Origin of the sequence: Pseudomonas fluorescens (genome assembly GCF_001623525.1) — a bacterium.
GTDB classification, from domain to species: Bacteria; Pseudomonadota; Gammaproteobacteria; order Pseudomonadales; family Pseudomonadaceae; genus Aquipseudomonas; species Aquipseudomonas fluorescens_Q.
On the sequence record NZ_CP015225.1, the window covers coordinates 5,659,196 to 5,681,749 of the forward strand.

Here is a 22,554-nt window from a genome sequence, read left to right on the forward strand (position 1 = left end):
GCAGTCGTCGCTTTGGGCGGATATTGCCGCGCGCGGATGTATTGTTTGGGGCTGCTACGCAGCCCAGCGGGAGCAAGCTCCCTCGCCACAGGTGTGATGTGTAGGCTAATGGTGTTGGATCAGCTTATTCCGGATCTCAGCCATCCCTTGAGCATCCAACTCCATCCAAAGATGCTGCTTGCCAGCAATCTGCGCCGCCACCGGCAAACCATCACGATACACCAGCCGATTGCCCGCCAGCGCCGGCACTTTCGCCCCCGGCAGCAGGGTGCCGGCCAGGTTCAGCGGGTCGACGCCGCACACCGCCACCAGGCTGCCGTCGGTGGGGCGGCGGCGTACTTCGCGCAGCAGCGGGATGGCTTCGGGCAGGGCGAATTGTTCACCTGCCAGGCCGCTGACGAACCGCCCGCCACGAATCTCGCCCCGTGCCTCCAACCGATGAAAGGTGCGCAGCAGCTCGCGCCAGCTCGGCAACCAATCCGCCTCCCGCTCCAGCAAGCGCCAGAACACCACACCGTAGCGGCGCAGCAGGGTCATGGCGACGTGCTCCAGGGTCTCGGGCGGTGTCGGCGCCGGACGGTTGCCTTCCACCGGCGCGGGTTGGCTACGGCGCAGCAAGGCCCAGCGTCCTGCGTCGTCCATGCCGCCGACAAACGCACCGCGCCCGCGCCGACTGCTGCGGGCCTGGCGTTTGCTGGCGGGGGTGATCAGCGCGCGCAGGCCGGCGAAACTGTCGGCATTCACCAATCCGGCGCCCACCAGTTCCTGCAAGGCGATTTCCAGTTCGCTGCGCAGCAGATGAGCCTCGTGGGCCAGTTCGTCGAAAAACAGCGCGCCGTGTTCGGCGAGGGCCTGATGGACTTTTTGTGTCTTGGGCGACAGCTCATCAAGGGCCGTTTGCCCGGCCAGGCTGCTCCACAACGCCACCTGGCTGCGCGGCAGCAATACCACCGGCGTGCTGCGCAGGGCGCTGGCGGAAGGCTTCTGGTGCGCACTCAGGCGCGTCCATACCCACTTGCCACTGCGGCACAACTCATCGAGCCAACTGGGCGAATAGTCTTTGATCCGCGCCGGCAGCAGGTCGCTGTCCCAGGCTGACGCCGCGGCCGGGAAACCTTCGAACTGGCCGAGGATCGACGGCAGCACGGCATTGCCCCGACCTTGGCTGGACGATGACAGGTGTTGCCAGTCGAACAGGAAACGCATGAAATCCTGCAGCATCACCGGCTCGATTTCCCGGCGCAGGCGCTTGACCGTGTAGCGATGAATCCGCGCCAGCAAATGCCGCTCGCACCATTCCTCCTGGCCGGTGCCCGGCGTGAACCGGCCGCGCAGCACATAGCCTTGCTGCTCGAGTTGCGCCAGGGCTTGGGTGACCTGCGGTGTCGACAACCCCAGCGGGTAGGCAATGGCCTTCAACGGTAGCGGGCCAAAGGCGCTGAGTCGGGCGCGGAGCACTTCCACCAGGGCCTCGTCGCCGTCCCAGGTTTCATCGAAACCGGCCAAGGGCGTCAGCGCTGGTTGCCATTGGGCCTGTGGATAAACCGCTTGCAGACACGTCAGCCGTTCCAGCGCCACCCACAAGCCGCGTTCGGCGCTGATCTGCACATGGCTGGCGCGTCCGCCCTCGGCCAGCGTCTGCAACCAATCCAGCCACGACGCGTGGGCGCTGGCTTCGCTGTCGGCGATGCAGGCCAGGCTCATCAAGGCTTCGTGCATCTCATCGAGATTGGTCGGCGTCGGCCAGGCTTCATCCCGGACCGACTGGATGGCTTCGGCGTCCAGGGCGCCGAGGTCGTCGGTGGCCTGTGGATCGCTCCAGCGCCGGTTGATCACCGCCTGGGTGCGCCGTTCTTCCAGCGGCGCGTCGTCGAGAAAGGTGTAGGGCCGGGCGCTGAGGATTTCTGCCGCCAGCGGCGAGGGCGCCGGCAGATCGCGGCTGATCAGGCGAATCTGGCCGGCTTCCATGCGCCGCAACAGCGTCAGCCAACCTTCGCTGTCCATGGCTTCGTGCAGGCAATCGTCGAGGGTTTGTTCCACCAGCGGATGGTCGGGGATCTCACGCTCGCCGGCGAGGTTTTCCAGGCAGGCGATCTGGTCCGGAAACACGCTGGCGATCAGGTCCTCGCTTTTCATGCGCTGGATCTGCGGGGCGACTTTGCGCCCGCCGGCGTAGCGCGGCAAGGCCAGGGCCACGCCAGCGTTCCAGCGCCAGCGCACGCCGAACAGCGGCGCATCCAGCACCGCCTGGACCAGGATCTGCTCGGCGCTGTGGCTGTTGAGGTAGCGCCACACTTCGTCCAGTTCGAAGCTGTGGCTGGTGGACAGCGAGAGCACGATGGCGTCTTCACTGGCGGCGGCCTGCAATTCGAAGTTGAAGGTACGGCAGAAGCGCTTGCGCAAGGCCAGGCCCCAGGCGCGGTTGATACGGCTGCCGAAGGGCGTGTGGATGATCAGTTGCGTGCCGCCGGACTCGTCGAAAAACCGCTCCATCAGCAGCGTGTCCTGGGACGGCAGGGCGCCGAAGGCCAGGCGCGCGGGGGCGAGGTAATCCACCAGTTGTTCGGCGCTGGCCAGGTTCAGTTGCAGGGTGCCGGTGAGCCAATCGAGGGCCGGTTGCAGGTTGCCCGGCGTGGCGCCGAGCAGGTGATCGAGCTGGGCTTGCAGGCGCGCCACGGCCAGGGACAATTCGGCGCTGCGCCCGGGGGCTTCGCCGAGCCAGAACGGAATGGTCGGCGGCTGGCCCTGGGCGTCTTCGACCCGCACGCGGCCAGTCTCGACGCGAATGATGCGATACGACGTATTGCCCAACTGGAACACATCGCCGGCAATGCTCTCCACCGCGAAGTCTTCGTTGACGCTGCCGATGTTCAGCCCTTGGGGTTCGAGCAGCACGCTGTAGTCGGCATTGTCTGGAATGGTGCCGCCGCTGGTCACGGCGGTCAGCTTGCTGCCCCGGCGTCCGCGCAGGGTCCGGGTCACGGCATCGCGGTGCAGGTAGGCGCTGCGCACGCCCTGGCGGCCATTGAGGCCTTCGGCGAGCATTTGCAACAGCGCCTGGTAATGCCCTTCGTCCAGCTCGGCGTAGGGCGAGGCGCGGCGGAAGGTCTCCAGCAGCGCCTGCTCCGGCCATTCCTGGCAACTGACTTCGGCGACAATCTGCTGGGCCAACACGTCCAGTGGTGCCTTGGGGATGTGCAAAATATCCAGCTCGCCACGGCGCACGCAGTCGAGCAGGGCGGCGCACTCGATCAAATCGTCGCGGGTGGTGGCGAACAGACGTCCCTTGGGCGTGCCGCCGACCTGGTGCCCGGAGCGCCCGACTCTTTGTAGAAACGCCGAGATCGAACGGGGCGAGGCGATCTGGCAGACCAGGTCGACATCGCCGATATCAATGCCCAGCTCCAGGGAGGCGGTGGCGATCAGTACCTTCAGTTCGCCGCGCTTGAGGCGTTGTTCGGCGTCGAGGCGAAACTCCTTGGCCAGGCTGCCGTGATGGGCCGCCACGGCGTCCTTGCCCAGGCGCTCGCTCAGATGCCGGCTCAGGCGCTCGGCCAGGCGCCGGGTGTTGACGAACACCAGGGTGGTGCGGTGTTCCCGGGCCAGCTCGGCGAGGCGGTTGTAGACCAGTTCCCACACGTCATTGGCCATCACCGCCGACAGCGGTACTGGCGGCACCTCTATGTCCAGGTCCCGGGGGCGGGCGTGGCCGATGTCGACGATTTCGCAGCTACGTCCCTCACCGACGAGAAAACGCGACACCGCTTCGATGGGCTTTTGCGTGGCGGACAGGCCGATGCGCATCAACGGTTCGGCGCACAGGGCTTGCAGGCGTTCCAGGCTCAAGGCCAGGTGGCTGCCGCGCTTGCTGGCGGCGATGGCGTGGATTTCGTCGACGATCACCGTGCGGGTGCTGGCGAGCATCTGCCGGCCGGAATCGGAACCGAGCAGCACGTAGAGCGATTCGGGGGTGGTCACCAGGATGTGCGGCGCGGTCTTGCGCATCGCCGAGCGTTCTTTCTGCGGCGTGTCGCCGGTACGCACAGCGGTGGTGATGTGCAGGGGGGGCAGGTCCATCCGCCGCAGCTGTTCGGTGATGCCGGCCAGCGGATTTTGCAGGTTGATCTGGATATCGTTGCTCAAGGCCTTGAGCGGCGAGACGTAGACCACCAGCGTTTGGTCCGGCAGGCCGCCCTGTTCCAGGCCGCGATGCACCAGGTCATCGAGCACGGCGAGAAAAGCCGTCAAGGTCTTGCCCGAGCCGGTAGGCGCCGCCACCAGGGTCGAACGACGCTGGCCGATCAACGGCCACGCTTGGGCCTGGGCGGCCGTGACCGCCGGGAATGTCTGGCTGAACCAGGCGCGAACGGCGGGGTGAAAGCCTGCCATGGCGTGGTCGGCTGCAAGGGGCAGATTCATAGGATCAGTTTATGCGGGCGAGGTGGGGAGGATGCAAGTACTGATACTGTGCCCACAAGTCAGCGACCAGCCTTGTAAGACGCTCAAACCTGGCGATCCACACTTTACGGATGACGGTTGCGCACTAAACCCGCAAAATGCAACGATTCCGACAACGCCTGCGGGCGTGGTCGACCAAATTCTTGTGCCAATAGACTGGGCCTGCTGACTTTATGCGAATGCGCCTTATGTTACTGGGCGGCGGAAATGCCCTTGGGCAGGCGCTGATTCGCCTCGGTGCAGAAGAAGACATCGGTTTTCTTGCCCCCCGCCCGCCCGAAGACGGTTGGGATGCCGCGAGCCTGACGCAACTGCTCGACGACACCCGTCCGGACGCCTTGATCAACCTGGCGTACTACTTCGACTGGTTCCAGGCCGAGGCTGTCAGCGAGCAGCGCCTGGCCAGCCAGGAGCGCGCTGTCGAGCGCCTGGCCGAGCTGTGCCAGCATCACAACATCGTCTTGCTGCAACCGTCGAGCTATCGCGTGTTCGATGGCTCCCGCGCCACGGCCTACAGCGAGAAAGACGAGCCCGTGCCCCTGGGCGTGCGCGGCCAGGCGCTGTGGCGGATCGAGCAAAGCGTGCGCGCCACCTGCCCGCAACACGTGCTGCTGCGGTTCGGCTGGCTGCTGGACGACAGCGCCGATGGCATCCTTGGGCGTTTCCTGGCCCGGGCCGAACAGCCCGAGGAGTTGCTGCTGGCCGACGACCGCCGCGGTAATCCGACGCCGGTGGACGATGCGGCTCGGGTGATCATCTCGGTGCTCAAGCAACTCGATTGCGCGGCGCCGCTGTGGGGCACTTATCATTACGCCGGGCACGAGGCGACTACACCGCTGGCGCTGGGCCAGGCGATCCTGACCGAAGCCCGTGCCCTGCATCCGCTGGCCATCGAGTCGCCCACCCCCCAGGCCCACGCCGCACGGCCGGACGCCGCGGAAGAACCGCAGCACGCGGTGCTGGCCTGCAAGAAAATTCTGCACACTTTCGGGATCAAGCCCCGCGCCTGGCGCGCGGCACTCCCGGGCTTACTGGATAGGTTTTATCGCCATGGCTGAAGGCCCTGTTTTAATCACCGGCGGCGCGGGTTTCATTGGCTCGCACCTGACCGACGCTTTGCTTGCCAAGGGACATTCGGTACGCATCCTCGATGATCTGTCCACTGGCAAGCGCAGCAACCTGCCGCTGGACAACCCCGCTGTCGAACTGATCGAAGGCGACGTCGCCGATGCCGCGCTGGTGGCGCGGGTCATGGCCGGTTGCAGCGCCGTCGCGCACCTGGCGGCGGTGGCTTCGGTGCAAGCTTCGGTGGACGACCCGGTGCGCACGCACCAGAGCAATTTCATCGGCACCCTGAATGTCTGCGAAGCCATGCGCCAGAGCGGTGTGAAACGGGTGCTGTTCGCCTCCAGCGCAGCGGTCTACGGCAACAACGGCGAAGGCGAGTCGATCGACGAAGAAACCCCCAAGGCGCCGCTCACGCCGTATGCCTCGGACAAACTGGCCAGCGAGTTCTACTTCGACTTCTATCGCCGCCAGCATGATCTGGAGCCGGTGGTGTTCCGCTTCTTCAACATCTACGGCCCGCGCCAGGATCCGTCCTCGCCGTATTCCGGGGTCATCAGCATCTTCAGCGAACGGGCACAGAAAGGCCTGCCGATCACCGTGTTCGGTGATGGCGAGCAGACCCGGGATTTTGTCTACGTCGAAGACTTGGTGGACTTGCTGGTGCAGGCCATCGAGAAACCAGAAGTGGAAGTCGGGGCAGTGAACGTCGGCTGGAACCAGGCCACGACCCTCAAGCAGATGCTCCAGGCCCTGGCCGCCGTGGTGGGTGATCTGCCGCCGATCAGCTACGGCCCGGCGCGTTCCGGCGACATCCGCCATTCCCGGGCCGACAATCGCCGGCTGGGGCAGCGCTTCAGCTTTCCCCAGCAAACGCCGCTGAGTGTGGGGCTGGCGCGGTTGTTGGGCCGCTGAACGAAAAAGGCGCCTTTCGAGGCGCCTTTTTCATGAACTTGCTGGAGTGAATACTGTGGCGAGGGAGCTTGCTCCCGCTGGGCTGCGAAGCAGACCCAAAGTATTTGCGACCGCTTCGCGCTCGAGCGGGAGCAAGCTCCCTCGCCACAGGATGTGTTGTCAGCTGTTCATTGCGTTGCCATTTAAAACTTGTAACCCAACCCCACCATGTAGATCCATGGGTCCACATCGACATTCACCTTGGCCCGAGTCCCGCCGGCCACGGCGTTGTTGTCCACATACGCGGTGGTGTCGATGTCGATGTAGCGAATCTGGCCGTTGATCATGACGTTGTCGGTCAACATGTAGTCAGCACCCACTTGCCACGCCATGCCCCAACTGTTGCTCGCGCGGAAATTGCTGAAGCCGTTGGCGCTGGCTTCACTGCCGACGTGTTCGTCGTAGATCCAGGTGTAGTTGATACCGGCGCCGACATAAGGTTGGAACGTCGACTTGGCGTCGAGTGGGTAGTAGACCAGGCTGAGGGTTGGCGGCAGGTGCTTGAGGGTGCCGAGCTTGTTGTTGGCCGCGCCCAGGGCGGTGCCTTTGATTTTCACGTCGTGCTCGAACGGCGAGGCCGCCAGCAGTTCGATCCCCAGGTTGTTGGTGATCATGTAGGCGAAGTTCAAGCCCAACTGCGTGTCGCTACTCATGGTCGCCTTGCCGCCCAGGTCGGCGCCGGCCAGCGGGCCACGGTCGACCTTGACGCTGGAGCTGTCGGCTTCCGGATTGACGGTGATGGCACCGGCGCGAACGATAATATCGCCGGCTGTGTGGGCCTGGGCGAGTGGGGCGGCGAGCGCGAGGGCGGCGAGGGAAGCGCAGAGCAAGGACTTGTTCATGAGGGCTCCAGAGGGCATCGAAATTTGATGTCTCATGGTACGAAGCCGTCTGGTCCGGTCTTTTGACCCAGCTCAATGAGTCAGGGGGTGTTTAATTGACTCAGCTCAATAAAAGCACTGATGAGAAAATTCGAGGGAACCATCGCGAGCAAGCTCGCTCCCACATCATTCGACCGCATGCTTTCTGAAGAAACACGATCAACTGTTGGAGCGAGCTTGCTCGTGATAGCTATCTGACTGACCGCACATCACGACCGGATTCACTCCGGCAGCTCATACACATAAATCTTCTCGGCCTCCATCTGATACCCGGCATCGGCCAGTTCACTGGTGGACGGCTTGACCTGCATCGGCCCTTCGACCCAGTACGGTTGATACAACTCGTCGAGCTTGACCCCGACTTCACTTTTCACATGCACGATCTGGTTGGACGGCGGTGGCGGTACGTGGATACAGGCGCCGAAATACGGCACCAGCAAAAAGTCGGTGGTGCGACCTTCCTCGCTGACTTCCAGCGGCACGATATAGCCCGGCAAACGAATCTGCTGGCCATCGAGGGCCTTGACCACCGGGGCGTTGGGCAAGTCTTGCTTGGCCGCAGGGGCGGATTCGGCGGCCAGGGCGTCGCTCATCTTCGACAAGTCGTGCAGCGGGGTCATGTTCGGCACTTCTGGCGGGGCGTCCGGCGGGATCATTTCCGACCAGGCCAGGTCCCTCGGCTCGGCCGCCCACAGCGGCAGGGCGACCATCATCAACAGCGCAAGCAGGGCGCGGGGCATTTTCAAGGTCCTCATAGACGGATCGACAGGCCGTCGGCCAACGATTGGCGATAGGCGCGCCAGGCCGGCACGCTGCCCATCAGCAGGGCGGCGACCAGGATGCCAGCCAGCAGCGTCCATTCATATTCGCTCGGCCAGCTCAGCGGCAGGTACAAGCCATAGGCCGACTGCACGTAACCCTGGGCGGCAGCGATGCCGATGTACAGCAAGGCCAGCCCGGCGATGACCCCGGCCAGCGCCAGGGCGAAGGCTTCGAGCACCAGCAGCGTTGCGATGTGCCACGGCCGCGCACCCACCGAGCGCAGGATCGCCATTTCCCGGCGCCGCTCGTTGAGGCTGGTGAGGATCGCCGTAAGCATGCCGATCAACCCGGTCAGGACCACGAACAGCGAAATCACGAACAGGGCTTTTTCCGCGGTGCCCATCAGGCTCCACAATTCCTGAAGCGCCACGCCGGGCAGGATCGCCAGCAAGGGTTCGCCGCGGAACTCGTTGATCTCGCGCTGCAAGGCAAAGGTGGAGATCTTGTTGTTGAGGCCGAGCATGAACGCGGTGATCGCTTGGGGCGTGAGGTCCATGTTGCGGGCCTGGTCGGCGCTGATGCGGCCATTGCCCTGGGCCGGCACGCCGTTCTTCCAGTCGATGTGGATCGCCTCCATGCCGCCGAGGCTGATGTGCAGCGTGCGGTCCACCGGGGTGCCGGTGCGCTTGAGAATCCCGACCACGGTGAAGGGCTTGTCGTCATGCTTGACCAGGCTGATCGCCGCCACGCCGTGGGCCAGTACCAGTTTATCGCCGAGCTTGTAGTGCAGCGCCTCGGCCACTTCGGCACCGAGCACCACTTCGAACGGATCGGTTGCGAAAGCCCGGCCGTCGGCCAGTTCCAAGTGCTGCTGGCGGCCGTACTGGTAATGCTCGAAGTAGGCCTCGGTGGTACCCATCACCCGATAACCACGGTGGGAATCGCCTAGGGACATGGGGATCGCCCACTTCACTTTCGGGTTACTGGCGAAGTGTTCAAAGCTGTCCCAGCGGATGTTGTTGGTGGCGTTGCCGATGCGAAACACCGAATACAGCAGCAGGTTCACCGAGCCGGAGCGGGCGCCGACGATCAGGTCAGTGCCACTGATGGTGCTGGCGAAACTGGCTCGCGCCTCGGTACGTACCCGCTCCACTGCCAGCAACAAACAAACAGAAAGGGCGATGGCAAACGCGGTGAGGATCGCGGTGAAGCGGCGGTTCGCCAGGCTGGCCATGGCTAGACGGAACAAATACATCTCAAACCTCGAGTGGCGTGGCGGCGCGATTGAGATCGGCCAGCGACAGGTTGCGGTCGAACAGCGGTGCCAGGCTCTGGTCGTGGCTGACGAACAACAGGCTCGAGCCGGCCTCGCGGCATTCGGCGAACAGCAGTCGCAGGAAGTTTTCCCGGGCGTCGTAGTCCAGGGCCGAAGTCGGCTCGTCGGCGATCACCAGCTCCGGCTGGCCGATCAGGGCCCGGGCGGCGGCGACCCGTTGCTGTTGGCCGATGGACAGCGAGTCGGCGCGCCGCCCCAACAGGTTCGGATCGGTCAAGCCCAGGTGGGCCAGCAGCGTGGCGGCGGCTTGATCGACGCTGCCGTGGCGCTGGATCGCCCGTTGCGCACGCAGCTTGGAAAAGTGACAGGGCAGCTCGACGTTTTCGCGCACCGAGAGAAACGGCAGCAGGTTGAACTGCTGGAAGATATAGCCGGTGTGGTCGACGCGAAAGCGGTCGCGACGGCCTGCGCCCAGTTCGCTGAGTTCCTGGCCAAGCAGGCGGATGCTGCCGCGGTCCGGTGTCTGCACCCCGCCCAGCAGCCCCAGCAAGGTGGTCTTGCCGCTGCCGCTCGGGCCCTTGAGAAACAGCGTCTCACCAGCCTCCAGGCGGAACGCCGGGATATCCAGCAACGGCGGATGCCCGGGCCAACTGAAGCCTAGGTCGGAGAGTTCGATGAGTGCTTGGGTCATATGAAACCGGTCAGATTAAAGATCAACTCCTGTGGGAGCGAGCTTGCTCGCCATAGCGGTTTGTCAGGCAGCATCTGTGTTGGATGTGCCGGCCTCATCGCGAGCAAGCTCGCTCCCACATGGGCTTTCGGTGTACTTAGAATTTCAGGCTGGCCGCCTTGGCCGTCACTTCCACGCCTTGCTGGCCGCTTGGGCTGATCAGTTGTACCTGAATTTTCTGGGTGGCCGGGAAGGTTTTGAACAGGGTCGCCAAGTCCAGGTTCTTCAGTGCACCCGGGGCGGCGCAGGTGAATTGGTAGTGGGCATGAATCTCACTGTGCTCGCCGTGGTGCTCGTCGCCGTCTTCATCATGGTCTTCGTGGTCCGGTTCATCGCCGAACAATGGGCTTTCCAGTTCCTGTTGGGCCACGGTGCATTTGGCGGCGGCCGGCAGGTTGAACAATGCTAGTGGCTTGTCCAGCTGCGCGCGTACGGCGGCGACCTTGGCCTTGTCGGCATCGCTGGTGGCAGCATGTTCGAAGCCCACCAGGTTCATCGCCGGGCTTTCCAGTTCCAGCTCCAGGGTCTGGCCGTCCAGGGCGGCGTTCAACCGGCCCACACCGTGTTCATGGGCACCCAGGCTGCCGTGCTCGTGGTCATGATCATGCTCGACCGCCCCATGAGCGACGGCCAATGGCAGCAGGGCGAACGGCAAAGCGAGAAGCAGACGACGCATGACGAGTCTCCGAAAAGGTTATGTAATCTTATAACGAAAGTGCGGAGAGTTTGACCGTCTGCTTGGCGTCGCGCAAGGGCCATGGGAGCATGCGAACATGAAATATTCAGGAGCACGGTGATGTTGCGGATACGCGGAACCGTCGGCGATTGGCCGGTGGACTTGTCGATCGAAATGGATGAGAGCGACTGGGCGCAGCTCGGCGCGCAATTGCAAGTGGCCAAGTGCGAGAGTGTCGCGGCCCCGGCGACCAAACCGGTGGCCAATCCGGTGAGTCAGGACGATGCCCAGTGGCAGATCGCCAAGGAACTGCTGCGCAAGGCCGGGCAATTGAGCGGTCCGGACCTGCTGGAGCAACTCGAAGGCCTGACCGGCAGCGCCTCGGCGGGCAAACGCCTGTTGGTGCGCTTGCGCCACTGTGCGGAGGTCAAGGTACTGAGCGGCGCCGATACGCCGCTCTACAGTTGGGTGGGAGAAGAAGCGGCAAGCTACAAGCCGCAAGCTTCAAGCTGAAGCAATCTTGCCGCTTGCCGCTTGCCGCTGCCCCCCTAATACAACGCCGCGAACAGCTTGCGACGATAGGTCGTCACCAGGGGATGATCGTTGCCCAGCAGTTCGAACACTTGCAGCAAGGTCTTGTGGGGCAAGCCTTCGCTGTAGCTGCGGTTACGCACGAACAGCTTGAGCAGCGCATCGAGGGCCGCTTCGTACTGCTGGCGCGCCAGTTGCTGGATCGCCAGTTGGTACACCGCTTCATCGTCCTGCGGGTCTTTCGCCAGGCGCGCCTTGAGGTCGGCGGCGTCCGGCAGGTGCTTGGCCAGGCCGAGGAACTGGATTTGCGCCTTGGCGCCCGCGAGCGCGGCTTTGTGCTCGTCGCTTTTTACCGCATCGAGCACGGTCTGCGCTTCGTCCAGCTCGCCGCGTTCAGTCAGGCAACGGGCGTACAGGATCAGCGCCTTGGCGTTGGTGTTGTCTTCACCCAGCAACACCGTGAGCAGGGCTTCAGCGTCGGCGAAACGACCGTCGTCGAACAGCGCCTGGGCTTGTTCGAACGGGTCGGCGGCGGCTGGCGGTGGCATCTGCACGTGGGGTTCGAGCATCGCCCGCACCGCCGATTCCGGCTGGGCCCCGGCAAAGCCATCGACCGGCTGACCGTCCTTGAACAGCACCACGGTGGGCAGGCTGCGGATGCCGAAGCGGGCGACGATATCCTGCTCGATGTCGCAGTTGACCTTGGCCAGCAGCAGTTCGCCCTGATAGCTCTCGGCAATGGTTTGCAGCATCGGCATCAGGGCCTTGCACGGCGCACACCACTCGGCCCAGAAATCCACCAGCACCGGTTTGTGGAAAGAGTTCGCGATCACCGACTGGTCGAAATCGGCGGTGGTGGCGTCGAAGATGTAGGGCGTTTCCTGAGTCATGGGCAATCTCGTAGAGCGCTTGAATGGGGCAACTATACGGCTTGGTGGGGGGTGGCTGAAAGCGGGGTGGTCTTTCGCCCTGTGGTGTCTGACAGGACGCCTTCGCGGGCAAGCCCGCTCCCACAGTTGATCTTCAGTGGGTACAACATTCGCGTTCACTCTAGATCCCGTGTGGGAGCAGGCTTGCTCGCGAAGCTTTTCAGGCGCGCCGCGCGTGATACAGGCTCACATGCCGAAACTCTTCAGGCTCGGCCAGGTCCGGCAAGGTCATGGCCTGGAGCATGTCGATGCGTCGGTACAGCGGATGCTGGAAGTCCCGCACCCGGGAATCGGCCACCAACGCCTCGCGACCACGGCTGAGGAATTGATCGAGCAGCGGCAGGTTGGCCCGGTCGTAGAGCACATCGGCGACCAGGATCAGGTCGAAGCGATCGGCCTCGGCGAAGAAATCCGTTGAATACCCCAGCTCCACGTCATTGAGCGCGGCATTGGCCCGGCACGCGGCAATCGCCAGAGGGTCCAGGTCGCAGGCCACCACCTCCAGCGCTCCAGCCTTGACCGCCGCGATGCCCGCCACGCCGGAACCGGCGCCAAAATCCAATATGCGCTTGCCCTTGACCCACTGCGGCTGTTCGGCCAGATAGCGCGCCATCGCCAAGCCGCTGGCCCAGCAGAAACTCCAATAGGGCGGCTCGTGGAGAATGCGCCGGGTTTCTTCCGGGCTGAAGGCGCGGTCCATGTTGTCGCCGTCGATCAGCCACAACTTCAAGTCGGCGCCGGGTAGCGGGCAGGCCACCAGGCGCGCGTCACCCAGCAATTCACTCAACGCCCGTTGCAGGTCCTGCGGTGCACTCATGGCGCTTTGACGAATTGCAGGGCGCCCAGGGCCTGGGTGGTTGGTTGGCTGATGCGTTGCTCCGGCAGGTGCAGGATCAACTGGCCCGACTGGCTGGCGCGGCCGCGCAGCTCGACGCGAGCGCCGAGCGGGAAGGCATCGGGGTTGAAACGCAGGCGGAAGGGCAGGGCCTGGTTGGTGCCGATCAGGCTGGAACTGGCGAGTAATTGCTGTGGGCGGTCCTTGTCATCGATCACCAGCAACGCCAGTTCGACCTCGGCCCCGGCCGGCACGCCTTGCAAGGTGCCGCTCAATTCGCGCTGATACGCCGGCAGCGGCCCTAGCTCGGCCGCTTGGCGGGCTTTTTCCTGGGCCTGTTTCGGCGCTGGTGCCGGGGCGGGAGCCGCGGGTTTGGGTGCGTCGCTGCTGCACGCCATCAGCAGGCTGAAAAGACTGAGCAAAACGAGCGATCGTAGCGGCATGTGTGGCTCCAGCAAGGTGAATTCCATGGATCTGACGGTAAGCCCGTCTGTATACCGTAAACCCTATGGCTTGTCTTGCCAGTGGGATGCGCTACCATGGCCCTCCCTTTTTTTGTTGCCTGCCACCATGCACTGTCCCTTCTGCGGTGCCAACGACACCAAGGTCATCGACTCGCGACTGGTCGCCGAGGGCGAACAAGTCCGCCGCCGCCGCGAATGCCTGGCTTGCGGCGAACGTTTCACGACGTTCGAGACCGCTGAACTGGTGTTGCCGCGCCTGATCAAAACCGACGGCAGCCGCCAGCCGTTCGATGAAGAAAAACTGCGCGCCGGCATGCAGCGCGCCCTGGAAAAACGCCCGGTGAGCGTCGAGCGCCTGGAAGCGGCGCTGGTGCACATCAAGCACAAGCTGCGGGCGACCGGCGAGCGCGAGGTCAAATCCCTGGTGGTCGGTGAGTTGGTGATGGCCGAGCTGCAGAAGCTCGATGAAGTCGCCTACATCCGTTTTGCCTCGGTGTACCGGCGCTTCCAGGACTTGAACGAGTTCCGCGAAGAAATCGACCGCCTGGCTCGCGAACCGGTGAAAGAATGACCGGCTCGGCGCAGCAGGCCGTCCTCGACGCCCACTACATGGCCCGTGCCCTGGAGTTGGCGCGGCGCGGTCACTACACCACCCACCCCAATCCCCGGGTCGGTTGCGTGATCGTGCGTGACGGGCAGATTGTCGGCGAAGGCTGGCACATCCGTGCCGGCGAGCCCCATGCCGAAGTCCATGCCCTGCGCGCCGCTGGCGAACAGGCTCGCGGCGCCACGGCTTACGTGACCCTCGAGCCGTGCAGCCATCACGGGCGTACGCCGCCGTGTGCCGATGCGCTGGTCAACGCCGGCGTGGCGCGGGTGGTGGCGGCGATGCAGGACCCTAACCCGGAAGTCGCCGGGCGTGGCCTGCAAAGGCTGGCCCAGGCCGGCATCGCCACCGAAAGCGGCGTGCTGGAGGGTGAAGCACGTAAGCTCAATGAAGGTTTTCTCAAACGCATGGAGCAGGGGCTGCCGTTCGTGCGGGTCAAGCTCGCCATGAGCCTCGATGGCCGCACCGCCATGGAAAGCGGCGAAAGCCAGTGGATCACTGGCCCGGCCGCACGTTCGGCGGTGCAACGCCTGCGCGCCCAGGCCAGTGTGGTGCTGACCGGCGCCGATACGGTGCTGGCGGACAACGCCCGGCTGACCGTGCGCGCCGATGAACTCGGGCTCGATGCCGAGCAGACGGCGTTGGTCATGAGCCGCCCGCCGCTGCGGGTGTTGGTGGACGGTCGTCTGCGGGTGCCGCTGGATGCCGCGTTTTTCAAGGCCGGTCCGGCGCTGGTCGCTACCTGCATGGCGGTGGAAGAACAATACGCCAACGGTCCCGAATGCATGATCGTGGCAGGCGATGACGGCCAGGTCGATCTGCGTCGGCTGCTGGTGGCGCTGGCTGCCCGGGATGTCAATGAAGTGCTGGTGGAGGCTGGTCCGCGCCTGGCGGGCGCTTTTGCCCGGCAAGGGCTGGTGGACGAGTTCCAGATTTTCATCGCCGGCAAGTTCCTCGGTTCTTCGGCGCGGCCGCTGTTGGACTGGCCGCTGGCGCAGATGAAGGACGCTCCCCAGCTGAAAATCACCGAAATCCGCGCCGTGGGCGATGACTGGCGAGTCATCGCCGTTCCCGTTCCACCGGCCAGCGTATAATTCCCGGCTTTCGCGCAAGCGGCGGCCTGTTCTCGAGGAGGACTCCATGTTTACCGGCATCATCGAATCCATCGGCAGCATCCGTGCACTCACCCCCAAGGGCGGCGATGTGCGGGTCTACGTCGAAACCGGCAAGCTCGACCTGAGCGACGTCAAGCTGGGCGACAGCATCGCCGTGAACGGCGTGTGCCTGACCGCCGTTGAACTGCCCGGCAACGGCTTCCTGGCCGACGTCAGCCGTGAAACCCTCGACTGCACGGCCATGAACGACCTCAAGAGTGGCAGCCCGGTCAACCTGGAAAAAGCCCTGACCCCCACCACTCGCTTGGGCGGGCACCTGGTCAGCGGCCATGTGGACGGCGTCGGCGAAGTGGTCTCGCGTACCGATAACGCCCGGGCCGTGGAGTTTCGCATCCGCGCGCCCAAGGAGCTGGCCAAGTACATCGCCCATAAAGGCTCGATCACCGTCGACGGTACCAGCCTGACGGTCAACGCGGTGGATGGTGCCGAATTCCTGCTGACGATCATTCCCCACACCCTGAGCGAAACCATCATGGCCTCGTACCGGCCAGGTCGCCGGGTCAACCTGGAAGTCGACTTGCTGGCCCGTTACCTGGAGCGCCTGCTGCTCGGTGACAAGGCCGCGGAGCCTGCATCCGGCAGCAACATCACCGAAAGCTTCCTGGCCGCCAACGGCTACCTCAAATCCTGACCCAAGGGGGTGCCGCGTGGCGCTCAATAGCATCGAAGAACTGGTTGAAGACATCCGCCAAGGCAAGATGGTCATCCTCATGGATGACGAAGACCGCGAGAACGAAGGCGACCTGATCATGGCCGCCGAATGCTGCAAGGCCGAGCACATCAACTTCATGGCCAAGCATGCTCGTGGGCTGATCTGCATGCCGATGACCCGCGAGCGCTGCGAGCTGCTGAAGCTGCCGCTGATGGCACCGCGCAACGGCTCGGGCTTCGGCACCAAGTTCACCGTGTCCATCGAGGCTGCCGAGGGCGTGACCACCGGTATTTCCGCGGCTGACCGTGCGCGCACCGTGCAGGCGGCTGCCGCGAAAGACGCCAAGGCCGAAGACATCGTCAGCCCCGGCCACATCTTCCCGCTGATGGCCCAGGCTGGCGGCACCCTGGCCCGCGCCGGCCACACCGAAGCGGCCTGCGACCTGGCGCGCATGGCCGGCTTCGAGCCCAGCGGCGTGATCTGCGAAGTGATGAACGACGACGGCACCATGTCCCGTCGTGCGGAGCTGGAAACCTTCGCCGCCGAACACAACATCAAGATCGGCACCATCGCCGACCTGATCCACTACCGGATGATCCACGAACGTACCGTTCAGCGGATTGCCGAGCAGCCGCTGGACAGCGAACTGGGCCAGTTCAACCTGGTGACCTACCGCGACTCGGTGGAAGGCGACGTGCACATGGCGCTGACCCTGGGCACCGTGTGCGCCGAAGAGCCGACCCTGGTGCGGGTGCACAACATGGACCCATTGCGCGACCTGTTGATGGTCAAGCAACCCGGCCGCTGGAGCCTGCGGGCCGCCATGGCCGCGGTGGCCGAGGCCGGCAGCGGCGTGGTGCTGCTGCTCGGGCACCCACTCGATGGCGACGTGCTGCTGGCGCACATCCGCGAAACCGCGGATCAAGCCGCCGTGAAAAAACCGACCACCTACAGCATTGTCGGTGCCGGTTCGCAGATCCTTCGGGACCTGGGCGTGCGTAAAATGCGCCTGATGAGCGCACCGATGAAATTTAATGCGATATCCGGTTTCGATCTGGAAGTTGTAGAATACGTGCCCTCCGAATAATGGCCTGCGGATTCCGGCATTATTGTTCACTTGAGGCTTGTTAGATTCATTGTGGCGAGGGAGCTTGCTCCCGCTTGGGTGCGCAGCACCCACAACTGGGCCGCTGCGCAGCACCCACAATAGGGGCCGCTGCGCAGCACCCACAATAGGGGCCGCTTCGCAGCCCAGCGGGAGCAAGCTCCCTCGCCACAAAAGCTTGAAATGGACAGCATGACGGGATCTGCGGGTGCTGTAGATTCGAGACTAATATCACTGAGGAGCGCGTATAGAACGCGCTCCGGCTCTTTAAGAGATCTGACGAATGACCCTGAAGACCATCGAAGGTACCTTCATCGCCCCCAAAGGCCGCTACGCTCTGGTAGTGGGCCGTTTCAACAGTTTCGTGGTCGAGAGCCTGGTTGGCGGTGCGGTCGATGCCCTGGTTCGCCATGGCGTGAGCGAAAGCGACATCACCATCATCCGTGCCCCTGGCGCCTTCGAAATTCCGCTGGTTGCGCAGAAAGTCGCTCAAAAGGGCGAATATGCGGCGATCATCGCCCTGGGCGCGGTCATTCGTGGCGGTACTCCGCACTTCGAATACGTGGCCGGCGAATGCACCAAGGGCCTGGCCCAGGTGTCCATGGAATTCGGCGTGCCAGTCGCTTTCGGCGTACTGACCGTTGACTCCATCGAGCAAGCCATCGAGCGTTCCGGCACCAAGGCCGGTAACAAAGGTGCCGAAGCTGCCCTGTCCGCCCTGGAAATGGTCAGCCTGCTGGCGCAGTTGGAGGCCAAGTGATTAGCGACGAAAGCGATCGTTTCAACCCGCGCGATCCAAAGCCTGCGGATGCCGGCAAGCCGTCGAAAAGTGCCAAGCGCCGCGAAGCCCGTCAGCTCGCGACCCAGGCGCTGTATCAATGGCACATGGCCAAGCAATCGCTGAACGAGATTGAAGCGCAGTTTCGGGTCGACAACGATTTCAGTGATGTCGATGGCGCTTACTTCCGCGAGATCCTGCACGGGGTCCCGCAGTTCAAGACTGAAATCGACACCGCGCTCACGCCTTGCCTGGACCTGACCATCGAAGAGCTGGATCCGGTTGAACTGGCGGTGCTGCGCCTGTCCACCTGGGAGCTGCTCAAGCGCGTCGACGTACCGTACCGCGTGGTGATCAACGAAGGGATCGAGCTGGCGAAAGTCTTCGGCTCCACCGATGGCCACAAGTTCGTCAACGGTGTGCTCGACAAACTTGCCCCGCGCTTGCGTGAAGCCGAAGTGAAGGCGTTCAAGCGCTGATTGGCGTTTGCAGCGGCTATGGGCGAATTTGAGCTGATCCGTCACTACTTCGCCGCCGCGCCTTGTGCGCAGGGCGGCGAGGGCGTTGCGCTGGGGATCGGCGACGACTGCGCCCTGCTGGCCGTTCCTCCCGGGGAACAGCTGGCGGTGTCCACCGACACGCTCGTGGCCGGTGTGCATTTTCCAGACCCTTGCGAGCCGTTCCTGCTCGGCCAGCGCTCGCTGGCCGTGGCGGTCAGTGACCTGGCCGCCATGGGCGCCAACCCTTTCGCCTTTACCCTTGCCCTGACCTTGCCGACGGTGACCGCCGATTGGCTGCAAGCCTATGCCCGCGGTTTGAACCACATGGCCCAGGCCTGTGGCGTGGCGCTGGTGGGGGGGGACACCACACGTGGGCCCCTGAGCCTGACCATGACAGTGTTTGGCCGCGTGCCGTCCGGCCAGGCCCTGACCCGTAGCGGCGCGCGGCCCGGCGACCTGCTGTGTGTGGGCGGCGAATTGGGCAATGCCGCCGGCGCATTGCCGCTGGTGCTCGGCCAGCGCAGCGCCGAACCTGCGATTGCCGAGCCGTTGCTGGCCCATTACTGGTCGCCACGTCCGCAGATCGACCTGGGCCTGGCGTTGCGGGGCAAGGCCAGCGCGGCGATGGATATTTCCGACGGCCTGCTGGCCGATTGCGGGCATATCGCCCAAGCGTGCGGGGTGGCCTTGCAGGTTGAACGGGACCGACTGCCGCTGTCCAACGCTCTGGTAGCGTTTCTTGGCCGGGCGGATGCCGAGCAGGCCGCCCTGAGCGGCGGTGACGATTACGTGCTGTTGTTCGCCGTGCCAGCAAGCCGATTGTCGGCGTTGCAGGCCGCCGGCTGGCCGATCCACGTGATCGGCCGTGTACTGGCCGGGCAAGGCGTCACGCTGGTCGACAGCCTCGGGCACGACATCACCCCGCCAGTGCGGGGCTATCAACATTTTCGGGAGACACCGTGACAGATCATCCCAACCAGGTCCCGGCAGAGTTCGTTCCGCCTTCGGTCTGGCGCAATCCCTGGCATTTCCTGGCATTTGGCTTCGGTTCGGGTACTTTACCCAAAGCCCCGGGCACCTGGGGCTCGCTGGTTGCGCTACCCTTCATACCGTTGTGGCAGATGTTGCCGGACTGGGGCTACTGGTTGATGCTGGGCATCACCATGCTGTTTGGCTTCTGGCTGTGTGGCAAAGTGGCGGATGACCTTCGGGTGCACGATCATGAAGGCATCGTCTGGGACGAAATGGTCGGCATGTGGATCACCTTGTGGCTGGTACCGGAAGGCTGGTATTGGTTGCTGGCGGGTTTCCTGGTGTTCCGTTTCTTCGATATCCTCAAGCCGTGGCCGATCCGCTGGATCGACAGGCATGTACACGGCGGTGTCGGTATCATGCTCGATGATGTGTTGGCCGGGGTTTTCGCCTGGCTGGCAATGCAGGGATTGGTGTGGTGTTTCACCTGAGGGAGTCAGGCATGGGCGTAAGCCGCGCACTACTGCTGTTGCTGTGTTTAGGAGCCTGTTTGGGGGCAAGGGCGGTCGAGTCGACGCCGCTGCCTGACAAGATCCGTGCGGCCAGCGAAGAGTGGGCCGATTACACCCAGGCCGATGGCCAGGGCATGGGCTGGGATATCTTGCGCGCGGTCTTCGAGCCTGAAGGCGTCAAGCTGGAGATCCGCAGTGTGCCCTACACCCGCTCGATCGGGTTGGTGCAGCGCGGCGAGGTCGACGTGCAGGTTGGCGCCTATCGGGATGAATCCGAAGGCGTGCTTTACCCGCATTGGCACTACGACGTCGATCATATCTATGCCTTGGGGCTGGCCTCCAAGCCTTCACCGACGCTGGCGACGATTGGCAACTATCGACTGGTGTGGATGCGCGGGTACGAATACAACAACTACCTGCCCAACATCCGGCGTTTCAATGAGATTCACCGCGCCGTAGGTATCTTGCCGATGCTGGCCCATGATCGTGCCGATTTTTATATCGATGCGTTGATGGAAATCCAGGATGTGCTTGCCAAGGCCGACGATCCCAAGCAATTCAAGTTTTCGCCCCTGATCAATTTGCCGCTGTACCTGGGGTTCGCCAACAACGAAAACGGCCGTACGTTGCGGGCGCTGTTCGATCGACGCATGGAAGTGTTGGTGAAGAGCGGCGAGTTGAAACCGATTTTCGAACGCTGGAAGCAACCCTATCCTTTCGACGAGAATGGCAAGCCGCCGAAGCCATGATCAATCTTATCGATGTTCATTAGCGATAATTCAGCCTAAGCGTCTGTCGGATCGTGCTGTTACAATGCCCGCCTCTGCGAATCTCCAGTACTAGAATCAGGAGCACACCGGTGCCTGTCGTTTTTGTTGCCGCTTCCAAGCTGCCAACGCCCTTTGCGCAATTCACCATGCATGGTTTTCTCGATGAAGCCACCGGCCGCGAGCACGTTGTGCTGAGCCTGGGTGATTTCGCCGACGGTGCACCGGTGCTGGGCCGCCTGCATTCCGAATGCCTGACCGGCGACGCCCTGTTCAGCCAGCGCTGCGATTGCGGTTCGCAACTCGAGGCCGCGCTGCAAGCCATTGCCCGTGAAGGCCGTGGTGTGTTGTTGTACCTGCGCCAGGAAGGGCGTGGTATCGGCTTGTTGAACAAGATCCGCGCCTATGAACTGCAAGATGGCGGCGCCGATACTGTGGAAGCCAACGAACGCCTGGGCTTTGCCGCCGACCTGCGTGACTACAGCATTTGCTTGCCGATGCTCGAACACCTGGGTATCAAGTCCCTGCGGCTGATGACCAACAACCCACGCAAGGTCAAGGCCTTGACCGACATGGGCATCGTGGTGGCCGAGCGTGTGCCGCTGCACACCGGTCACAACCCCCACAACAAACTCTACCTGGCAACCAAGGCCAGCAAGCTCGACCACATGATGGGTAACGAGCACCAAGGCGAGGTTGACCGGGCGTGACGCGCGGTCAGGTTCGGCGGCGGCTATCGGTCAGTTGGTGGAAATACCTGGCCCTGGCCTTGCTGCCGCTGTTCGTGATCAACGCGGTGTTCGGCCAGGGCGAAGCGATTCTGCCGGTGCTGGCGATGCCGCTGTTCATTGCCGGCGTGGCGTCGATGTTTGTCAGCCTGCGATTCTTCGGGCCGTACAAGCAAGCCCTGATCGCCACCCAGAAAGCGCTCGACACGCCCGAAGAACCCCAGGCCTGGATTGACCTGGCGGCCCGTCGCCGCTCAGCCTTCCTGGTGGCCGGGCTACCGGCCTGGGTTGGTGCCCTTGCGGTGTTCGTGGGCCTGGAAGCGGTGCCGTTGATGCTGCTGGCCTTGTCGACCGCCGTGTTGTTCTACCTGTACCGCATCCCGCGCCAACTCGGCTGATGAACCGCTGGCTGGCGGTCTTGCTGCTGGCCCTCAGCGCCTCGACGATGGCGGCTTCGCGGGTCGTCAGCCTCGCGCCGTCGTTGTCGGAAATCGTCGTTGAACTGGGCTCCGCCGACCTCTTGGTGGGCGTGCTGGATGGCGGTGACCGTCCGCCAATCCTTAAGGACCTACCCTCCGTAGGCCGTTACGGCCAACTGGACATGGAACGCTTGCTCAGCCTCCAGCCCGACCTGCTCCTGCTCTGGCCCGGCAGTGTCGGCCCGGCGCAGCGCGAGCAACTCAAGGGCTTGGGTATTGCCGTTTATGTCGCCGAGCCCCGCAGCCTCGACCAACTCATCGCGCAAATTGAAGACATTGCCATGCAGCTCGGCCGCCCGGAGCGGGGCGCGCCGCGGGCGGCGCAGTTGCGTGTGCGTCTGGAAGCGTTACGCCAGCGCTATCGACGGGACCCGCCGTTGCCGGTGTTCTACCAAGTCTGGGACCGGCCGCTGTACACCGTCGGGGGCGGGCAGATCATCAGTGATGCGCTGGCGGTGTGCGGCGCTCGCAACGTCTTCGCTGACCTGAGCGTGCCGGCCCCGCAGGTGAGCGTGGAAGCGGTGCTGCAACGCAATCCGCAGGTCATCCTGGCCACGGAGCAGGCGCAGCTCGATGCCTGGAAAACCTGGCCGGTGGCGCAGGGGCGGTTGTTGCTGGTCAATGACAAGGGGCTGGAGCGGCCCAGTGGGCAGATGATCGAGGCGACGGCGCGGCTATGTGAGTTGATTGCGCCAGACAGATAGATTGCGGCGGGCCC

General features: G+C 63.9%; 24 protein-coding genes. 15 read left to right on the top strand and 9 right to left on the bottom strand.

Annotated elements, in window-relative coordinates; all coding sequences use genetic code 11:
- Positions 1–105: 105 nt before the first annotated feature.
- On the bottom strand, positions 106–4,419 hold the full coding sequence (locus tag TK06_RS24500) for a DEAD/DEAH box helicase (RefSeq protein WP_063324157.1): 4,314 nt from the start codon (positions 4,417–4,419) through the stop codon (positions 106–108).
- A gap of 212 nt (positions 4,420–4,631) precedes the next feature.
- Here TK06_RS24500 and TK06_RS24505 point away from each other — a divergent pair, with 212 nt between their 5' ends.
- Positions 4,632–5,516, top strand: coding sequence for a sugar nucleotide-binding protein (locus TK06_RS24505; protein ID WP_053188636.1), 885 nt, complete (start codon positions 4,632–4,634; stop codon positions 5,514–5,516).
- Positions 5,509–6,438, top strand: a complete 930-nt coding sequence (locus TK06_RS24510; protein ID WP_063324158.1) for an NAD-dependent epimerase/dehydratase family protein — start codon at positions 5,509–5,511, stop codon at positions 6,436–6,438. The genes TK06_RS24505 and TK06_RS24510 overlap by 8 nt, the downstream gene beginning before the upstream one ends.
- A 182-nt stretch (positions 6,439–6,620) precedes the next feature.
- On the opposite strand, the gene TK06_RS24515 is transcribed toward TK06_RS24510, so the two are convergent.
- The 5 genes from TK06_RS24515 to TK06_RS24535 form a co-directional block, all read right to left on the bottom strand.
- Positions 6,621–7,319, bottom strand: a complete 699-nt coding sequence (locus TK06_RS24515) for an OmpW/AlkL family protein (protein WP_063324159.1) — start codon at positions 7,317–7,319, stop codon at positions 6,621–6,623.
- 260 nt (positions 7,320–7,579) lie between these two features.
- Positions 7,580–8,098: a DUF3299 domain-containing protein gene (locus tag TK06_RS24520; RefSeq protein WP_013694320.1), complete on the bottom strand. Its 519-nt coding sequence runs from the start codon at positions 8,096–8,098 to the stop codon at positions 7,580–7,582.
- 11 nt (positions 8,099–8,109) lie between these two features.
- Positions 8,110–9,375, bottom strand: a complete 1,266-nt coding sequence (locus TK06_RS24525) for an ABC transporter permease (RefSeq protein WP_063324160.1) — start codon at positions 9,373–9,375, stop codon at positions 8,110–8,112.
- A 1-nt stretch (position 9,376) separates the two neighbouring features.
- Positions 9,377–10,087, bottom strand: coding sequence for an ABC transporter ATP-binding protein (locus TK06_RS24530; protein WP_063324161.1), 711 nt, complete (start codon positions 10,085–10,087; stop codon positions 9,377–9,379).
- Between the two features lie 136 nt (positions 10,088–10,223).
- Entirely contained in the window at positions 10,224–10,802 is a 579-nt protein-coding gene (locus TK06_RS24535; protein ID WP_063324162.1) for a DUF2796 domain-containing protein, read from the bottom strand.
- 120 nt (positions 10,803–10,922) lie between these two features.
- Here TK06_RS24535 and TK06_RS24540 point away from each other — a divergent pair, with 120 nt between their 5' ends.
- Positions 10,923–11,315, top strand: a complete 393-nt coding sequence (locus TK06_RS24540) for a hypothetical protein (RefSeq protein ID WP_063324163.1) — start codon at positions 10,923–10,925, stop codon at positions 11,313–11,315.
- 35 nt (positions 11,316–11,350) lie between these two features.
- Here TK06_RS24540 and trxA read toward each other — a convergent pair whose 3' ends face one another.
- The 3 genes from trxA to TK06_RS24555 form a co-directional block, all read right to left on the bottom strand.
- Positions 11,351–12,223, bottom strand: a complete 873-nt coding sequence (gene trxA, locus TK06_RS24545; RefSeq protein WP_063324164.1) for a thioredoxin — start codon at positions 12,221–12,223, stop codon at positions 11,351–11,353.
- A gap of 199 nt (positions 12,224–12,422) precedes the next feature.
- Positions 12,423–13,079, bottom strand: coding sequence for a class I SAM-dependent methyltransferase (locus tag TK06_RS24550; RefSeq protein WP_063324165.1), 657 nt, complete (start codon positions 13,077–13,079; stop codon positions 12,423–12,425).
- On the bottom strand, positions 13,076–13,540 hold the full coding sequence (locus TK06_RS24555) for a YbaY family lipoprotein (protein ID WP_063324166.1): 465 nt from the start codon (positions 13,538–13,540) through the stop codon (positions 13,076–13,078). Before TK06_RS24555 ends, TK06_RS24550 begins: the two co-directional genes overlap by 4 nt.
- A gap of 127 nt (positions 13,541–13,667) precedes the next feature.
- On the opposite strand from TK06_RS24555, the gene nrdR reads away from it, so the two are divergent.
- From nrdR to TK06_RS24615, 12 genes are all read left to right on the top strand, one after another.
- Positions 13,668–14,132 carry a transcriptional regulator NrdR gene (gene nrdR / locus TK06_RS24560; protein WP_013694316.1) on the top strand — a complete coding sequence of 155 codons (465 nt, stop codon included), beginning with the start codon at positions 13,668–13,670 and terminating at the stop codon, positions 14,130–14,132.
- Entirely contained in the window at positions 14,129–15,262 is a 1,134-nt protein-coding gene (gene ribD / locus TK06_RS24565) for a bifunctional diaminohydroxyphosphoribosylaminopyrimidine deaminase/5-amino-6-(5-phosphoribosylamino)uracil reductase RibD (protein ID WP_063324167.1), read from the top strand. Before nrdR ends, ribD begins: the two co-directional genes overlap by 4 nt.
- Positions 15,263–15,308: 46 nt before the next feature.
- Positions 15,309–15,974, top strand: coding sequence for a riboflavin synthase (locus TK06_RS24570; protein ID WP_041022468.1), 666 nt, complete (start codon positions 15,309–15,311; stop codon positions 15,972–15,974).
- 16 nt (positions 15,975–15,990) lie between these two features.
- Entirely contained in the window at positions 15,991–17,082 is a 1,092-nt protein-coding gene (ribBA, locus tag TK06_RS24575; RefSeq protein WP_063324168.1) for a bifunctional 3,4-dihydroxy-2-butanone-4-phosphate synthase/GTP cyclohydrolase II, read from the top strand.
- Positions 17,083–17,383: 301 nt separating this feature from the next.
- Positions 17,384–17,860: a 6,7-dimethyl-8-ribityllumazine synthase gene (gene ribH / locus TK06_RS24580; protein ID WP_003206025.1), complete on the top strand. Its 477-nt coding sequence runs from the start codon at positions 17,384–17,386 to the stop codon at positions 17,858–17,860.
- On the top strand, positions 17,857–18,357 hold the full coding sequence (nusB, locus tag TK06_RS24585; RefSeq protein WP_057713127.1) for a transcription antitermination factor NusB: 501 nt from the start codon (positions 17,857–17,859) through the stop codon (positions 18,355–18,357). Before ribH ends, nusB begins: the two co-directional genes overlap by 4 nt.
- 18 nt (positions 18,358–18,375) lie before the next feature.
- The gene (thiL, locus tag TK06_RS24590) at positions 18,376–19,341 is read left to right on the top strand and encodes a thiamine-phosphate kinase (protein ID WP_063324169.1); all 966 of its coding nucleotides are present in this window, start codon (positions 18,376–18,378) and stop codon (positions 19,339–19,341) included.
- A complete protein-coding gene (locus TK06_RS24595; RefSeq protein WP_003206020.1) occupies positions 19,338–19,841 on the top strand; it encodes a phosphatidylglycerophosphatase A family protein in 504 nt (167 codons plus the stop codon). Before thiL ends, TK06_RS24595 begins: the two co-directional genes overlap by 4 nt.
- A gap of 11 nt (positions 19,842–19,852) precedes the next feature.
- Complete coding sequence (locus TK06_RS24600; RefSeq protein ID WP_063324170.1) at positions 19,853–20,611, top strand: substrate-binding periplasmic protein; 759 nt, start codon at positions 19,853–19,855, stop codon at positions 20,609–20,611.
- A 110-nt stretch (positions 20,612–20,721) separates the two neighbouring features.
- A complete protein-coding gene (ribA, locus tag TK06_RS24605; protein WP_030140454.1) occupies positions 20,722–21,339 on the top strand; it encodes a GTP cyclohydrolase II in 618 nt (205 codons plus the stop codon).
- On the top strand, positions 21,336–21,755 hold the full coding sequence (locus tag TK06_RS24610; RefSeq protein ID WP_063324171.1) for a hypothetical protein: 420 nt from the start codon (positions 21,336–21,338) through the stop codon (positions 21,753–21,755). The genes ribA and TK06_RS24610 overlap by 4 nt, the downstream gene beginning before the upstream one ends.
- Positions 21,755–22,540 (top strand): cobalamin-binding protein, encoded by a 786-nt coding sequence (locus TK06_RS24615; RefSeq protein ID WP_063324172.1) that lies wholly within the window; start codon positions 21,755–21,757, stop codon positions 22,538–22,540. The genes TK06_RS24610 and TK06_RS24615 overlap by 1 nt, the downstream gene beginning before the upstream one ends.
- Positions 22,541–22,554 lie beyond the last annotated feature (14 nt).

Bases quoted from the DNA above. Each gene is read 5' to 3' on its own strand.
- TK06_RS24500 (WP_063324157.1), bottom strand. From the start codon at position 4,419: ATGAATCTGCCCCTTGCAGCCGACCACGCCATGGCAGGCTTTCACCCC.
- TK06_RS24505 (WP_053188636.1), top strand. From the start codon at position 4,632: ATGCGAATGCGCCTTATGTTACTGGGCGGCGGAAATGCCCTTGGGCAG.
- TK06_RS24510 (WP_063324158.1), top strand. From the start codon at position 5,509: ATGGCTGAAGGCCCTGTTTTAATCACCGGCGGCGCGGGTTTCATTGGC.
- TK06_RS24515 (WP_063324159.1), bottom strand. From the start codon at position 7,319: ATGAACAAGTCCTTGCTCTGCGCTTCCCTCGCCGCCCTCGCGCTCGCC.
- TK06_RS24520 (WP_013694320.1), bottom strand. From the start codon at position 8,098: ATGCCCCGCGCCCTGCTTGCGCTGTTGATGATGGTCGCCCTGCCGCTG.
- TK06_RS24525 (WP_063324160.1), bottom strand. From the start codon at position 9,375: ATGTATTTGTTCCGTCTAGCCATGGCCAGCCTGGCGAACCGCCGCTTC.
- TK06_RS24530 (WP_063324161.1), bottom strand. From the start codon at position 10,087: ATGACCCAAGCACTCATCGAACTCTCCGACCTAGGCTTCAGTTGGCCC.
- TK06_RS24535 (WP_063324162.1), bottom strand. From the start codon at position 10,802: ATGCGTCGTCTGCTTCTCGCTTTGCCGTTCGCCCTGCTGCCATTGGCC.
- TK06_RS24540 (WP_063324163.1), top strand. From the start codon at position 10,923: ATGTTGCGGATACGCGGAACCGTCGGCGATTGGCCGGTGGACTTGTCG.
- trxA (WP_063324164.1), bottom strand. From the start codon at position 12,223: ATGACTCAGGAAACGCCCTACATCTTCGACGCCACCACCGCCGATTTC.
- TK06_RS24550 (WP_063324165.1), bottom strand. From the start codon at position 13,079: ATGAGTGCACCGCAGGACCTGCAACGGGCGTTGAGTGAATTGCTGGGT.
- TK06_RS24555 (WP_063324166.1), bottom strand. From the start codon at position 13,540: ATGCCGCTACGATCGCTCGTTTTGCTCAGTCTTTTCAGCCTGCTGATG.
- nrdR (WP_013694316.1), top strand. From the start codon at position 13,668: ATGCACTGTCCCTTCTGCGGTGCCAACGACACCAAGGTCATCGACTCG.
- ribD (WP_063324167.1), top strand. From the start codon at position 14,129: ATGACCGGCTCGGCGCAGCAGGCCGTCCTCGACGCCCACTACATGGCC.
- TK06_RS24570 (WP_041022468.1), top strand. From the start codon at position 15,309: ATGTTTACCGGCATCATCGAATCCATCGGCAGCATCCGTGCACTCACC.
- ribH (WP_003206025.1), top strand. From the start codon at position 17,384: ATGACCCTGAAGACCATCGAAGGTACCTTCATCGCCCCCAAAGGCCGC.
- thiL (WP_063324169.1), top strand. From the start codon at position 18,376: ATGGGCGAATTTGAGCTGATCCGTCACTACTTCGCCGCCGCGCCTTGT.
- TK06_RS24600 (WP_063324170.1), top strand. From the start codon at position 19,853: ATGGGCGTAAGCCGCGCACTACTGCTGTTGCTGTGTTTAGGAGCCTGT.
- TK06_RS24615 (WP_063324172.1), top strand. From the start codon at position 21,755: ATGAACCGCTGGCTGGCGGTCTTGCTGCTGGCCCTCAGCGCCTCGACG.